The organism is Stakelama flava (genome assembly GCF_019351405.1).
GTDB lineage: Bacteria > Pseudomonadota > Alphaproteobacteria > Sphingomonadales > Sphingomonadaceae > Sphingomonas > Sphingomonas flava_A.
Window position 1 is genome coordinate 159,961 of the sequence record NZ_JAHWZX010000002.1, and the last position, 15,973, is coordinate 175,933.

8 protein-coding genes are annotated in these 15,973 nt (G+C 62.2%); 4 read left to right on the top strand and 4 right to left on the bottom strand.

Features of this window, described 5'->3' with window-relative positions; translation table 11 throughout:
- Positions 1 to 88: 88 nt before the first annotated feature.
- From argF to KY084_RS02940, 3 genes are all read right to left on the bottom strand, one after another.
- Positions 89 to 1,027 (bottom strand): ornithine carbamoyltransferase, encoded by a 939-nt coding sequence (gene argF / locus KY084_RS02930; protein ID WP_219236934.1) that lies wholly within the window; start codon positions 1,025 to 1,027, stop codon positions 89 to 91.
- Between the two features lie 135 nt (positions 1,028 to 1,162).
- On the bottom strand, positions 1,163 to 2,353 hold the full coding sequence (locus KY084_RS02935) for an aspartate aminotransferase family protein (protein ID WP_219236935.1): 1,191 nt from the start codon (positions 2,351 to 2,353) through the stop codon (positions 1,163 to 1,165).
- Positions 2,354 to 2,498: 145 nt separating this feature from the next.
- Entirely contained in the window at positions 2,499 to 3,332 is an 834-nt protein-coding gene (locus KY084_RS02940) for an ABC transporter permease (RefSeq protein ID WP_219236936.1), read from the bottom strand.
- Between the two features lie 71 nt (positions 3,333 to 3,403).
- On the opposite strand from KY084_RS02940, the gene KY084_RS02945 reads away from it, so the two are divergent.
- Entirely contained in the window at positions 3,404 to 4,093 is a 690-nt protein-coding gene (locus KY084_RS02945) for a GcrA family cell cycle regulator (RefSeq protein ID WP_219236937.1), read from the top strand.
- 93 nt (positions 4,094 to 4,186) lie between these two features.
- On the opposite strand, the gene KY084_RS02950 is transcribed toward KY084_RS02945, so the two are convergent.
- Complete coding sequence (locus KY084_RS02950; protein ID WP_219236938.1) at positions 4,187 to 4,570, bottom strand: hypothetical protein; 384 nt, start codon at positions 4,568 to 4,570, stop codon at positions 4,187 to 4,189.
- Positions 4,571 to 4,672: 102 nt separating this feature from the next.
- On the opposite strand from KY084_RS02950, the gene parE reads away from it, so the two are divergent.
- The 3 genes from parE to rpoC all read left to right on the top strand — a co-directional run bounded on the left by parE (position 4,673) and on the right by rpoC (position 15,756).
- Positions 4,673 to 6,652, top strand: coding sequence for a DNA topoisomerase IV subunit B (gene parE / locus KY084_RS02955; protein ID WP_219236939.1), 1,980 nt, complete (start codon positions 4,673 to 4,675; stop codon positions 6,650 to 6,652).
- A 595-nt stretch (positions 6,653 to 7,247) separates the two neighbouring features.
- Positions 7,248 to 11,399 (top strand): DNA-directed RNA polymerase subunit beta, encoded by a 4,152-nt coding sequence (gene rpoB / locus KY084_RS02960; protein ID WP_219236940.1) that lies wholly within the window; start codon positions 7,248 to 7,250, stop codon positions 11,397 to 11,399.
- Between the two features lie 79 nt (positions 11,400 to 11,478).
- A complete protein-coding gene (gene rpoC / locus KY084_RS02965) occupies positions 11,479 to 15,756 on the top strand; it encodes a DNA-directed RNA polymerase subunit beta' (RefSeq protein ID WP_219236941.1) in 4,278 nt (1,425 codons plus the stop codon).
- The last annotated feature ends 217 nt before the right edge of the window (positions 15,757 to 15,973 follow it).

Sequence of the window (15,973 nt, forward strand, 5' to 3'; positions counted from 1 at the left end):
GCTTCGCGAGCGCCCGGTGAAATACTGGACACTCGCGTTCACGCTTAAAATAGGATCGCGTAGCGGCGTTACAATGCGCCGCAGTCAATCATCCGATCTGGCCGAAGCACCAGCGAAGAACCGACTTTTGCGCGTGCAGTCGATTTTCCGCCTCCGGCCAGATCAGCGATTGCGGGCCGTCGATGACCTTAGCGACCACCTCCTCGCCGCGATGCGCGGGGAGGCAGTGGAGGAAAACGGCATCGGATTTTGCGCGTTGCATCAGCGCTTCGGTCACCTGATAGGGCATCATCGCGGCGAGTTTTTCGCCAGCATGCGCCTGCCCCATCGAAATCCAGGTGTCGGTGACGACGACATCGGCATCGGCAATGACGCCGTTCGCCTCCCGCTCGACCGTGATGCGCGCATTGGTGTCGCCAAGCCGGGTATTGGCTTCATCGATCCAGCGTCTTTCAGGATCATAGCCTTCGGGACAACCGATGCGCAGCGAAAATTTGAAAAGCCCCGCCGCCTCGATAATCGAATGGAGGACGTTGTTGCCATCGCCCAGCCATGCCCATTCAAGCCCCGGCAGTGGCTTTCCCGCCTCCATCACAGTCATCAGGTCGGCGACGATCTGACACGGATGCGATGCGTCGGTCAGGCCGTTTATGACGGGAACACTAGCATAATGCGCCATTTCCTCGACCTTGGCATGGTCGTCGGTGCGCACCATGATCGCGTCGCAATAGCCCGACAGGACGCGCGCTGTGTCCGCCACCGTTTCGCCGCGGCCAAGTTGGGTGGAGGCAGCGTCGAGCACCAGCGCGCTGCCGCCCAGTTGCCGCATCGCCATATCGAAACTGACGCGGGTACGGGTCGAGCTTTTTTCGAACACCATGGCAAGCGTATGCCCTGCGAGCGGAGCGTCGCTGTCCACCGCGCCCTTGGGCAAGCTCGCGCGCGCGACCTTGCGATCGAGCGCATCGGCAAGAATCGCGGCAACGCCATCGCCGCCGGCATCGGATAGGTTCAGGAAATTCCGCATTCAGTTCCTCCCCGCTAGCTGGGAGGGAGACTGGCAAAGCCGATGGAGGAGCGCCTCCCCCATATGGCTCGCTTGCCGAACTTCCCCCTCCACCACGCTACGCATGGCCCCCTCCCCGTCCAGGGGAGGAACAAATCAATCCTCGGCGGGCGGAGCATAGGCGCGGGCGCCCGCGCTCAGCTTTTCGACCGCTTCGGCGATATGGTCTTCGCCGATAATCAGCGGCGGCAGCATACGGACCGTGTTGTCCGCCGCCGCAACCGTCAACAGGCCATGATTGTCGCGCAGATGCGCTACGAAATCGCGGCTGGGATGTTTCAGCTTCAGCCCCAGCATCAGCCCGGCGCCGCGAACGCTTTCGAACAAATCGTCATGATTCGGAATCAGCTGTTCAAGCGCAGAGCGGAGCCGGTTGCCCATCTTTTCGACATGTTCGAAAAAGCCGTCTTCCAGCATCACGTCGAGCACCGCCTCGCCCGCCGCCATGGCGAGCGGGTTGCCGCCATAGGTGGAGCCGTGCGTACCGAACACCATGCCCTTGGCCGCTTCCTCGGTAGCAAGGCAGGCACCGAGCGGGAAGCCGCCGCCGATCCCCTTCGCTGCCGCCGCGATATCGGGGGTGATCCCATAGAGTTCGTGCGCAAAGAATTTACCGGTGCGGCCGTAACCCGCCTGCACTTCATCGAGCACCAGCAACAGGCCGTGTTCGTCGCACGCCTTGCGCAGCCCGGTAAGGAACTCCGGCGTGGCAGCGCGAATGCCGCCTTCCCCCTGAATCGGTTCGACCAGGAACCCGGCGGTATTGTCGTCGATCAGTGCCAATGCGCCTTCAAGATCGTTGAACTCGGCATATTTGAAGCCGGGCGCGAGCGGTTCGAACCCGTCGCGCATCTTGGGCTGGTTGGTTGCCGAAATCGCACCGATCGTGCGGCCGTGAAACGCGCTGGAAAAGGTGATCAGGTCGTGACGCTGCGCATTGCCGTCCGCATAGTGATAACGACGCGCGGTCTTGATCGCGCATTCGACCGCCTCGGCCCCCGAATTGGTGAAGAAAACCGTGTCGGCAAAGCTGTTGTCGACCAACCGCTGGGCAAGATGTTCGCCCTGCGGCGAACCGTACATGTTCGACACATGCATCAGCGTCGCGGCCTGTTCCTGAATCTTTTTCGTCAGGTGCGGATGCCCGTGACCAAGGCAGTTCACCGCGATGCCCGCGGCGAAATCCAGATAGCGTTCGCCCTTCTCCCCAATCAGATAGCAGCCCTCGCCTCGCACCGGACGCACATCGCACCGTGGATAGACGGGCATGAGCGCTGGGATCGACATGAGTGGACTCCTTGAACGGTTGGTTGAAAAACATCCTGAGCGAAAAACAAAAGGCGGCCCGTTTTTCCGGACCGCCCCGGGCGGCGCTTGTACGAGCGGCGCGGGCGCTGCGTCAACACGCCCGCGCGAAGCGATTACGCCCCGCTCAGTTCTTGATCTTCCACCCACGCTTCAGCGCCGTGTAGCAAATCAGGCCCATCACGATGTCGAGGCCAAGAATAACAAGGCTGCCCCACCAGGGCGAATCGGTCACGCCAAGAAATCCGTACCGGAAGCCTGAGATAATGTAGAAGAACGGATTGAAATGGCTGATCGTCTGGAACGCCGGCGCGAGCCGTTCGATCGAATAGAAGGTGCCCGACAGCAGCGTCAGCGGCGCGACGACGAAATTGGTCACCGCCGCGGCATGATCGAACTTTTCCGCCCAGATCGATGTAAGCACCCCGATAAGGGCAAGGAAAAGCGCGCCGAGAAAGCCGAACCACAAAATCGCCCAGAGATGCATCGGCGCAACGTGAACGCCGGGCCACAGCGCCATCGCGGCCCACACCGCCGCCCCGACGCAGAAAGCGCGCGTGACCGCCCCGCCCGCAAGTCCGGCAAGCAGTTCGGCGGTCGACAGCGGGGGCATCAGATAATCGACGATCGTGCCCTGCATCTTCCCCGCGAGCAGCGAGAAGCTGGCGTTCTGGAACGCGTTGTTGAGCATTCCCATGACGATAAGCCCCGGCGCGATGAAATCGGCGAAGGGCACGCCCATCACATCGCCGCGGCCGCGCCCGCCCAGCGCCAGGGTAAAGATCACCAGATACAGCAGCGTGGTGACGGCCGGCGCCCATACCGTTTGCAACTGCACCTTGAAGAAACGGCGGACCTCCTTGATATAGAGGGTCTTCAGCCCGCCCCAATTGACGTTTCGGAAAATCGGAACGCCGGGGCTGGCCAATCGGTTTTCACCGGAAACGGGCTGGTCGGTCATAGCCGCATCGCGTAGTCGCTGCGCGATCGGCCCGCAAGCCGGAGCGGAATTTAGTGTTTGAGGAAGAATGAATGAGTTGGACCGAAGAACGCATCGCCACGCTGAAAAAGATGTGGGAATCGGGCATGACGGCGAGCCAGATTGCCGAGGAGCTGGGCGGGATCAGTCGTAACGCCGTTATCGGCAAGGCGCACCGCCTGGGCCTGCAATCGCGCCCCTCGCCCGTGAAGGGCGCGGATGGCGACGCCAAGAAGCGGTCTGCAACCAAGACGAAAGCTGCGCCAGCTCCGGTGCCGGAACCGACACCCGCTCCTGTAGCGGCAGCGCCGGCTCCGGCACCCGCGCCTGCCCCCGCACCGGCTCCCACGCCATCGGCAAAACAGGATGCAGGCGAAGCCGATTCGGCTGGCGAGGAAAAGCCGAGGCCGGTGGTCCGTTCGGTCGGACCGGGCGGCTTTGTGCGCCAGAACCCGGCCGATCAGGGCCCGCCCGCAACGCCCGCCCCGCCACGGCGGCTGGTTCCGGCGAAACCGTCGGACGAGATCGCTGGCAAGACAAGCCTGCTCGACCTTAATGAACGCATCTGCAAATGGCCGATCGGCCATCCGGGCGAACCCGATTTCCACTTTTGCGGGGAAAAGGTGAATCCGGGCTTCCCCTATTGCGTCGAACATTGCGGCCATGCCTATCAGGCGCAGATGCCGCGCCGCGACCGGCGTCCGCCCCCGCCGCTTCCCTATGGCGGGCCGCGGGTTCGCTGATTCGCCTGAAAGTCGTATCAAGAACCAAGTCGTATCAAGAACAAGGCCGCCAAATCGCTACGATGCGGGCGGCCTTTTTTCCTTCGCGGCGGATCAGGCGTTGGGAGTGAAAAGCCCCTGCAGACCGACCAGGATCGCGATGATCCCGAATATGGCGAGGACAAGCCCCGATCCGGTCGTGCCGCTGCGTTGTATGGCGCGGTCGACCGACCTGCCCTTCAGCCGGTCCCAGAGCAGCGCGACGCCGACCAGGATGCCGACGACTTCGTAATGGAGAAGCGCCGGGCCGGTGGTGAGGTGCACAATCACGAAATATCCGCCCGCCACCAGCGCGACGATGCCGATGATCCAGCCGAAGGGCGCGAGTTTTCCTGCGCCACGCGCCAAATCGTCACCGACCTTCGGGCTTTGTTCGAGCAGCGCGATGGCGAGCAGAAAGCCGCCCAATATATTGGCCAGATCGAGCAGCAGCGACATGAACAGCGTCCTCCTGATAGGTTGCACCGCCTGCGTAACGTACGGGCGACGGCGATGTTCACCGCTTGCGCACCGATCGCGCCGCCCCCTATAGCCGACACCATGTCCGAAGACCTGTTCGCTTCCGGTTCCGCTCCCAAGGAAGACTATGACGCCTCCTCGATCGAGGTGCTCGAAGGGCTGGAACCCGTCCGCCGCCGCCCAGGCATGTATATCGGCGGCACCGACGAGCGCGCGCTGCATCACCTTGCCGCCGAGGTGATCGACAATGCGATGGACGAAGCGGTGGCGGGCCACGCCAACCGGATCGAGGTGACGCTGGAGGCGGGCAATCGCCTGACCGTCACCGATAACGGACGCGGAATCCCGATCGATCCGCACCCCAAATTTCCGGGCAAGTCCGCGCTGGAGGTCATCCTTTCCACGCTTCATTCGGGCGGCAAGTTTCAGGGCAAGGCCTATGCGACCTCAGGCGGCCTGCATGGCGTTGGGGTGAGCGTCGTCAACGCGCTGTCGTCCGACACGGTGGTGGAGGTGGCGCGCGACCGCAAATTATACCGCCAGCATTTTTCGCGTGGGATAACGCTCGGCCCGCTGGAAAATGCGGGCGCGGCCCCCAACCGACGCGGAACTACAGTGCGCTTCACCCCGGATACCGAGATTTTCGGCCGGGAAATGCAGTTCAAACCGGCGCGCCTGTACAAGCTCGCCCGGTCCAAGGCCTATCTTTTCGCGGGGGTGGAGATACGCTGGAGGTGCGATGCCGCGCTGATTTCGGACGATACGCCGTCCGAAGCGGTGTTCCAGTTCCCCGGCGGGCTTGCCGACCATTTGAAGGAACAGGTGGGCGCGCGAGAATGCGCGACCGCGGACTTCTTTACCGGGCAGCAGGATTTTCCCGACCAGCAGGGCAAGGTCGAATGGGCCGTCGCCTGGCCGCTATGGAGCGAGGGAAGCTATAGCTGGTATTGCAACACCATCCCCACCCCCGACGGCGGCACGCACGAACAGGGGCTTCGCGCCGCGCTGGTGAAGGGATTGCGCGCATTCGGCGACCTGACGGGGCAGAAAAAGGCGAAGGACCTGACCGCCGATGACGTGATGACGGGCAGCGAGTTGATGCTGTCGGTCTTCATCCGCGATCCGCAGTTTCAAAGCCAGACCAAGGACCGGCTGACCAGCCCCGAAGCGGCCGGGCTGGTCGAGCGCGCGGTGCGCGATCATTTCGACCATTTCCTGTCGCTCAACATGGACCGGGGAAAGGCGCTTCTCGGCTATGTGCTCGAACGCATGGACGAACGGCTGCGGCGCAAGCAGGAGCGCGAGGTCAAGCGCAAGACCGCGACCAGCAGCCGCAAGCTGCGCCTGCCCGGCAAGCTGACCGACTGTTCGGCGGATGCGTCCGAAGGCACTGAACTTTTCATCGTCGAGGGCGACAGCGCAGGCGGCAGCGCGAAACAGGCGCGCGACCGCAAGACTCAAGCGATATTGCCCATTCGCGGCAAGATCCTGAACGTCGCATCGGCGACAAGCGCGAAGATCCTCGCCAATCAGGAGATCGCCGATCTGATCCAGGCGATGGGATGCGGCACGCGCAAGGAGTGCCGCCCCGGCGACCTGCGCTATGACCGGATCATCATCATGACCGATGCCGATGTCGACGGCGCGCATATCGCGACGCTGCTGATGACGTTCTTCTTTCAGGAAATGCCGGAAGTCGTGCGGCGCGGGCATCTGTACCTCGCCCAGCCGCCGCTCTATCGCCTGACATCGGGCACCAAGAGCCTGTATGCGCGCGACGATGCGCACCGCGCCGAATTGGAAGCCGAGGCGTTCAAGGGCAAGAAGGTGGAAGTGGCGCGCTTCAAGGGGCTTGGCGAGATGAATCCCGGCCAGCTTCGCGAAACGACGATGGATCCGAAGAGCCGCAATCTGATCCGCATCACCTTGCCGCAGGAATATGAAGAGCGCGCTGAGGTGAAGGACCTTGTCGATCGGCTGATGGGCAACAATCCCGCCCATCGCTTCGCATTCATTCAGGAAAATGCCGGTCGGCTGGACGAAGACGTTATCGACGCCTGAAACCACGGCAAGCGGCGGTTGCTGCGATCGCCAGGCCAACATGCTTTTTCTCTGAAGGATGATGGCCGGGAAGCCCTCGCCCCCCGGCCATCACCGTCCCGGCAATACGCTACTGGCCAAGACCGTTCCCGTTCCCGTCCGGAAGCAATGCTGTCCGCACCGGACGGATCGTCGTTGCCGAATTCGAAAAAGGCGGCGATGACTGCGGGAAGGAGAAGCGTTACCGGGCGACGCGCGTTCCCTGATGCTTGGCCCAATTACGATGAACCGAGCCTTGGAAGCGACGGAATTCCGCCGTTTATCGCAGGTTCAGCTTTCGCGACACCGGTGTTTATCGCGCGTTCATCTTCGCACCAGCGATTTGACTTGTCGCATTTGTGATCCTATATCACCGTCATCCTACCGATCGGGAAAGGAAGCGCCGTAGCGCAGCGTTTCACAGGAATGGATCGGGCCAGGATTTCAGAGACGCTGAGAAGCTGCGGTTTCCGAATATCGGAGGCTTGCGGCCTTTTCGCGTTTCTTCGCGTGCCCGCCCCGGAGGGATTCCGGGGGCGAGACGTTCGACGCACAAGATAAAAGGCTGACAAGCGACATGGCGACCAAGGCAATCGAGGGTGGCGCGATGAAGCGCCGCATCCGCAAGGTATTCGGCGACATTCACGAAGTGGTGCAGATGCCGAACCTGATCGAGGTTCAGCGCGAATCCTACGAACAATTCCTGCGTTCCGACCCTTCGATCGATTATGTATCGGGGCTGGAAAAGACGCTGCGCAGCGTTTTCCCGATCCGCGATTTCGCCGGCACGGCCGAACTGGATTTCGTCAATTACGAATTGGAAGATCCCAAGTTCGATACCGAGGAATGCCGTCAGCGCGGCATCACTTATGCAGCGCCGATGCGCGTCACGCTGCGCCTGATCGTGTTCGAGGTCGATCCCGATACCGAGGCCAAGTCGGTCCTCGATATCAAGGAACAGGACGTCTATATGGGCGACATGCCGCTGATGACGTCGAACGGCACGTTCATCATCAACGGCACCGAGCGTGTGATCGTCAGCCAGATGCACCGGTCGCCGGGCGTGTTGTTCGACCATGATCGCGGCAAGACGCATGCCAGCGGCAAATATCTGTTCGCCGCGCGCGTCATCCCCTATCGCGGTTCGTGGCTCGATTTCGAATTCGATGCCAAGGACATCGTCAACGTCCGCATCGACCGCAAGCGCAAGCTGCCGGTGACCAGCCTGCTCTATGCGCTGGGGCTCAATTCCGAAGAAATCCTCAACTATTTCTACAACCGCATCAGCTGGGTGCGCGGCGAAGGCGGCTGGCAGATTCCGTTCGCGGTGGAAAACTGGCGCGGTCAGAAGCCGGCGTTCGACATTGTCGATGCCGCGTCGGGCGAAGTCGTTTTCCCGGCGGGGCAGAAGATTTCGCCCCGCGCCGCCAACAAGGCGAAGAAGGACGGGCTGGAATCCCTGCTCATTCCCACCGAGGAAATCTATGGCCGCTATTCGGCCTATGACCTGATCAACGAAAAGACCGGCGAGATTTATGTCGAGGCGGGCGATGAGGTCAGCCCCGAAAATCTGGAAAAGCTGGACAAGGCCGGAATCGATCGGATCGACCTGCTCGATATCGATCACGTCGCGACCGGTCCGTGGATCCGCAACACGCTGAAGGCCGACAAGGCCGAGGAGCGCCAGCAGGCACTTTCCGACATTTATCGCGTGATGCGCCCCGGCGAGCCGCCGACCCTGGAAACCGCCGAAGCGCTATTCGGCGGGCTGTTTTTCGATCCTGACCGCTACGACCTGTCGGCGGTCGGCCGGGTGAAGCTGAACATGCGCCTCGACCTCGATGCCGAGGATACGGTAACGACGCTTCGCACCGAGGATATCTTGGCGGTGGTCAAGACGCTGGTCGACCTGAAGGACGGCAAGGGCGAAGTCGACGATATCGACAATCTCGGCAATCGCCGTGTGCGTTCGGTGGGCGAACTGCTGGAAAACCAGTATCGTGTCGGCCTGCTGCGCATGGAGCGCGCGGTGAAGGAGCGCATGTCGAGCGTCGATGTGTCGACCGTCATGCCGAACGACCTGATCAACGCGAAGCCGGCGGTCGCCGCGGTGCGTGAATTCTTCGGTTCGTCGCAGCTTTCGCAGTTCATGGATCAGACCAACCCGCTGTCAGAAGTCACCCATAAGCGCCGCGTTTCGGCGCTTGGGCCGGGCGGGCTTACCCGCGAGCGTGCGGGCTTCGAAGTTCGCGACGTTCACCCCACGCATTATGGCCGTATCTGCCCGATCGAAACGCCTGAAGGCCCGAATATCGGTCTGATCAACAGCCTTGCGACGTTCAGCCGGGTCAACAAATACGGCTTTATCGAAACGCCGTACCGCAAGGTGATCGACGGCAAGGTGACCGACGAGGTCGTCTATCTGTCGGCGATGGAAGAGCAGAAGCACACCATCGCGCAGGCGAATGCCGAGTTGAACGAGGATGGCAGCTTCGTCGAGGAAATCATCTCCAGCCGTCAGGCGGGCGAGTTCCTGATGGCGATGCGCGAATCGATCACGCTGATGGACGTCAGCCCCAAACAGCTGGTGTCGGTCGCGGCGTCGCTCATTCCGTTTCTGGAAAACGATGACGCCAACCGCGCGCTGATGGGATCGAACATGCAGCGCCAGGCGGTGCCGCTGGTCCGTGCCGAGGCGCCGTTCGTCGGCACCGGCATGGAAGCGACCGTGGCCCGCGATTCGGGCGCTGCGATCGCGGCAAAGCGCGCGGGCATCGTCGATCAGGTCGATGCCGCCCGTATCGTGATCCGTGCCACCGGTGAGGTGGACGCCACCGAAAGCGGCGTCGACATCTACACGCTGATGAAGTTCGAACGCTCTAACCAATCAACCTGCATCACGCAGCGTCCGTTGGTGAAGGTGGGCGATGTGGTCAATGCCGGCGACGTGATCGCCGACGGCCCCTCGACCGAATTCGGCGAACTGGCGCTGGGCCGCAACGCGCTCGTCGCGTTCATGCCCTGGAACGGCTATAACTACGAGGATTCGATCCTGATCTCCGAACGGATCGTGAAGGACGATGTCTTCACCTCGATCCATATCGACGAGTTCGAGGTCATGGCCCGCGACACCAAGCTGGGTCCCGAAGACATCACCCGCGACATTCCGAACGTCGGCGAGGAAGCGCTGCGCAACCTTGACGAAGCGGGCATCGTCTATGTCGGCGCAGAGGTCGAGCCGGGCGACATTCTGGTCGGCAAGATCACGCCCAAGGGCGAAAGCCCGATGACGCCGGAGGAAAAGCTGCTCCGCGCGATCTTCGGCGAAAAGGCCAGCGATGTGCGCGATACCTCGCTTCGCCTGCCGCCGGGCGTTTCCGGCACGATCGTCGATGTGCGGGTGTTCAACCGCCACGGCATCGACAAGGACGAGCGCGCGCTGGCGATCGAGCGCGAGGAAATCGAGCGGCTTCGCAAGGACTCCGACGACGAACGCGCGATCCTCAACCGTGCGACCTGGTCGCGGCTGCGCGAGATGCTGCTGGACCAGACTGCCACCGCCGCGCCCAAGGGCGTGAAGAAGGGCGTCGCGATTGATCACGACGTGCTGGAAAGCGTCGATCGCCACGAGTGGTGGAAGTTCGCCGTCGCCGACGATTCGGTTCAGGCGAACCTTGAAGCCATCAAGGGCCAGTATGACGAAGCGGTGAAGAAGATCCGCGACAAGTTCGAGGATCGCCGCGAGAAGCTGGAACGTGGCGACGAACTGCCGCCGGGCGTGCTGAAGATGGTCAAGGTCTTCGTCGCGGTGAAGCGCAAGCTGCAGCCGGGCGACAAGATGGCCGGCCGTCACGGCAACAAGGGCGTTATCAGCCGCATCCTGCCGGTCGAGGACATGCCGTTCCTGGAAGACGGGACCCCGGTCGATCTGGTGCTCAACCCGCTTGGCGTGCCGAGCCGCATGAATGTCGGTCAGATTTTCGAAACGCATCTCGGCTGGGCCGCCCGCAATCTGGGCATGCAGGTCGCACGGCAGCTTGAAGACTGGCGCGAGGCCAATCCCGATGCCCAGCCGGGCGCGATGCCCGATGCGGTGCGGGACCGGTTGAAGGCGATCTATGGCGATCATTACGTCGCTGAGATCGATGCGCGCGACCCCGAACAGGTTGCCGAGCTTGTCCACAATGTCCGCACAGGCGTTCCCATGGGCACCCCGGTGTTCGACGGTGCGCGCGAAAGCGACGTGACGGCGATGCTGGAACTGGCGGGCCTCGATCCGTCGGGCCAGTCCACGCTGTTCGACGGGCGCACGGGCGATGCGTTCGACCGCAAGGTGACCGTGGGCATCATCTATATGCTGAAGCTGCACCACCTGGTCGACGACAAGATCCACGCGCGTTCGATCGGACCGTACAGCCTCGTCACCCAGCAGCCGCTGGGCGGTAAGGCGCAGTTCGGCGGCCAGCGTTTCGGCGAGATGGAGGTGTGGGCGCTTCAGGCGTATGGCGCCGCCTATACCTTGCAGGAAATGCTGACGGTGAAATCGGACGACGTGGTCGGCCGCACCAAGGTCTATGAGGCGATCGTCAAGGGCGACGACACGTTCGAGGCCGGCATTCCGGAAAGCTTCAACGTGCTGGTGAAGGAAATGCGCTCGCTCGGCCTCAACGTCGAACTCAAGTCCCATGAGGACGAAGAGGACGGCGGCATGGCCGAGGCGGCGGAATAAGGAATTTCGGGCGTCGCCGACCGGTGACGCCCGGCCTTCCCCGCCCGCCAGAGATATCTTCCCCGAAGGGAATTAAAACATGAACGAACTGACCAACTTTTCGAATCCGCTGGCCAAGCCGGAAACCTTCGACCAGATCCAGATCGGCCTTGCCTCGCCCGACCGCATCCGTTCGTGGAGCTTCGGCGAGATCAAGAAGCCCGAAACGATCAACTATCGCACGTTCAAGCCCGAGCGTGACGGCCTGTTCTGCGCGCGCATCTTCGGTCCGATAAAGGATTACGAATGCCTGTGCGGCAAGTACAAGCGCATGAAGTACAAGGGCATTGTGTGCGAAAAGTGCGGCGTGGAAGTGACCGTTTCGAAGGTCCGCCGCGAGCGCATGGGCCATATCGAACTGGCCGCCCCGGTCGCGCATATCTGGTTCCTGAAATCGCTGCCCAGCCGTATCGGCCTGCTGCTCGACATGCAGTTGAAGCAGCTTGAGCGCGTTCTGTATTTCGAAGCATATATCGTCACCGAACCGGGCCTCACCCCGCTGGAAAAATACCAGCTGATGACCGAGGACGAACTGCTCGACGCGCAGGACGAATATGGCGAAGACGCCTTTTCGGCCGGAATCGGCGCGGAAGCGGTCAAGGCGATGCTCATGGACCTCGATCTCGAGACCGAGCGCGACGACCTGCTGAAAGAACTGGCCGAGACCAAGTCGGAACTGAAGCCCAAGAAGATCATCAAGCGGCTGAAGGTCGTCGAAAGCTTTATCGATTCGGGCAATCGCCCCGAATGGATGATCCTCGACGTCGTTCCGGTCATTCCGCCCGAACTGCGCCCGCTGGTCCCGCTGGACGGTGGCCGCTTCGCGACCTCGGACCTGAACGATCTGTATCGCCGCGTCATCAACCGCAACAACCGACTGAAGCGGCTGATGGAACTGCGCGCGCCCGACATCATCGTGCGCAATGAAAAGCGCATGCTGCAGGAATCGGTCGACGCATTGTTCGACAACGGCCGTCGCGGCCGCACGATCACTGGTGCGAACAAGCGTCCGCTGAAATCGCTGTCCGATATGCTGAAGGGCAAGCAGGGCCGCTTCCGTCAGAACCTGCTCGGCAAGCGCGTCGACTATTCGGGCCGTTCGGTCATCGTGACCGGCCCCGAACTGAAGCTGCACCAATGCGGCCTGCCCAAAAAGATGGCGCTCGAGCTGTTCAAGCCGTTCATCTATGCCCGGCTCGACGCCAAGGGTCTGTCCATGACCCTGAAACAGGCGAAGAAGTGGGTCGAAAAGGAACGCAAGGAAGTCTGGGACATCCTTGACGAGGTGATCCGCGAGCACCCGGTGATGCTGAACCGCGCACCGACGCTCCACCGCCTTGGCATTCAGGCGTTCGAACCGGTCCTGATCGAGGGCAAGGCGATCCAGCTTCACCCGCTGGTCTGCTCCGCTTTCAACGCCGATTTCGACGGCGATCAGATGGCCGTGCACGTTCCGCTGAGCCTTGAGGCGCAGCTGGAAGCCCGCGTGCTGATGATGAGCACCAACAACATCCTGTCCCCCGCCAACGGCAAGCCGATCATCGTGCCGTCGCAGGACATGGTGCTGGGTCTCTATTACCTCTCGATGGAGAAGGAAAAGGAACCCGGCGAAGGCATGATCCTGGGCGACATGGCCGAAATCCATCAGGCGCTCGATACCGGCGCGGTGACGCTTCACACGAAGATCACCACCCGCGTGCCGCAGACCGACGAGAATGGCGACGTGTATCTGAAGCGCGTTGAAACAACGCCGGGCCGCCTGCTGATCGGCGAAAAGCTGCCGCAGAGCCACAAGGTGCCGTTCGAAACGATCAACCGCCTGCTGACTAAGAAGGAGATCGGCGACGTCATCGACACCGTCTATCGCCACACCGGCCAGAAGGAGACAGTGTTGTTCGCCGACGGCATCATGACGCTGGGTTTCCGCCACGCGTTCAAGGCGGGCATTTCGTTCGGCAAGGACGACATGGTCATCCCCGAATCGAAGGACGGGATGGTAGAGGAAACCCGTGCGCTGGTCGCCGATTACGAACAGCAATATCAGGACGGCCTGATCACTCAGCAGGAAAAGTACAACAAGGTCATCGACGCCTGGAGCCGTTGCGGCGATCAGGTGGCGAACGCCATGATGGACGAAATCCGCGCGGTGCGTCACTATGAAGACGGGCCGGATAAGGGCCGTGAGAAGCCGATCAACTCGATCTACATGATGTCGCATTCCGGTGCGCGTGGTTCGCCGGCGCAGATGAAGCAGCTCGCCGGTATGCGCGGCCTGATGGCCAAACCGTCGGGCGAGATCATCGAAACGCCGATCATCTCGAACTTCAAGGAAGGCCTGACCGTCCTTGAATATTTCAACTCGACCCACGGCGCCCGCAAGGGTCTGGCCGACACCGCGCTCAAGACGGCGAACTCGGGCTATCTGACCCGCCGTCTGGTCGATGTCAGCCAGGACTGCGTCATCATCGAGGATGATTGCGGCACCGAACGCGCGCTGGAGATGAAGGCGATCGTTCAGGGCGGTTCGACGATCGCATCGCTCGGCGAACGTATCCTTGGCCGTACCACCGCGGAGGACGTGGTCGATTCGAAGACCGGCAAGGTCGTCATCCCGTCGGGCACGCTGCTCGACGAAGCGATGGTCGCGCGGATCGAGGAAATCGGCGTCCAGGGCATGAAGATCCGCTCGCCGCTGGTGTGCGAATCGAAGATCGGCGTGTGCGGCAAATGCTATGGCCGCGACCTTGCCCGCGGTACACCGGTGAATATCGGTGAAGCCGTCGGCGTCATCGCGGCGCAGTCGATCGGTGAACCGGGTACGCAGCTTACCATGCGTACCTTCCACATCGGCGGCGCGGCACAGCTCAACGAACAGTCCAACCTTGAGGCTCCGGCCGACGGCAAGGTCGAGTTCCGCGACCTGCGCGTAATCGAGGACCAGCGCGGCCGCCGCGTGGTACTCAGCCGCAACGGCGAGCTGGCGATCCTCGACGATGAGGGCCGCGAGCGCGCGGTGCACCGCATCCCCTATGGCGCCTATGTCATGTTCGACGATGGCCATATCGTCAGCAAGGGCGACCGGATGGCCGAATGGGACCCGTACACCATGCCGGTGATCACCGATCACCCCGGTACGGTGAAGTATCAGGACCTTATCGATAACAAGACGCTGACCGAGCAGGTCGACGAAGCGACGGGCATCACCCAGCGCGTCGTCACCGAATATCGCGGCAAGTCGAAGGAAGACCTTCGTCCCCGCCTGACGCTGCACGACGCGGAATCGGGTGAGGCCGGCCGCTATATGCTTCAGCCGGGCGCGGTGATCAGCGTCGAGGACGGTGCCGAGGTAAAGGCGGGCGACGTGCTTGCCCGTGTTGCCCGCGAATCGGCCAAGACGCGCGACATCACCGGCGGTCTGCCGCGCGTCGCCGAACTGTTCGAGGCGCGCAAGCCCAAGGAGAACGCGATCATCGCCAAGGTCTCCGGCCGGGTGGTGTTCGGCAAGGATTACAAGGCGAAGCGCAAGATCGGCATTCAGCCCGAGGATGGCGACATCGTCGAATATCTGGTGCCGAAGTCGAAGGTGATCGACGTTCAGGAAGGCGACTATGTCAAGCGCGGCGAGAATCTGATCGGCGGATCGCCCGATCCGCACGACATCCTCGAAGTGCTGGGCGTGGAAGCGCTGGCCGAATATCTGGTCAGCGAAATTCAGGAAGTCTATCGACTGCAGGGCGTGAAGATCAACGACAAGCACATCGAGGTGATCGTTCGCCAGATGCTGCAAAAGGTCGAGATCACGGCCGCCGGCGACACCACCCTGCTCCCCGGTGAGCAGGTGGATCGCGAAGAGATGGACGCGGTGAACGAGAAGCTGGGCAAGAATCAGGCGCGCGCCGAAGGCAAGCCCATCCTGCTCGGCATCACCAAGGCCAGCCTGCAGACCCGCAGCTTCATTTCGGCGGCGTCGTTCCAGGAGACCACGCGCGTCCTCACCGAAGCATCGGTGCAGGGCAAGCAGGACACGCTGATCGGGCTGAAGGAAAATGTCATCGTCGGCCGCCTGATCCCGGCGGGTACGGGCGCGGGCATGAACCGGATGCGGATCGCCGCGACGTCGCGTGACGCGGCGCTGCGCGCCCAGCAGCGCAAGCTTCAGGAAGCGCTGATCGCCGCCGACACGGCCGAAAAGGAGCATGAGGCCGAACTGGCACAGGACCCCGTCGATGCGATGGTGACGTCCGACGCGCTGGAATCGGTCGAAACCTCCGGCGACGGCAGCGACGAAGCGGCGGGCGATTACTTGAACAAGGAATAATCCCCCTACCGCCCGCCTGCCGGGCCGACACGAAAAAGCCGCCGTCCGGAATACCGGGCGGCGGCTTTTTTTATGCGGCGCTCAGGGTGAGGTGTTCCGGCTTCAAGGATGTTTGCTACGGCAAGTTCGCGCCCATTTCGGTCGTAAACGGTCGGCTACATGCTACCTGAAAGCGGTCATCCGATCAGATAGCAGCCACGCTTAGCGAATGGCCGAG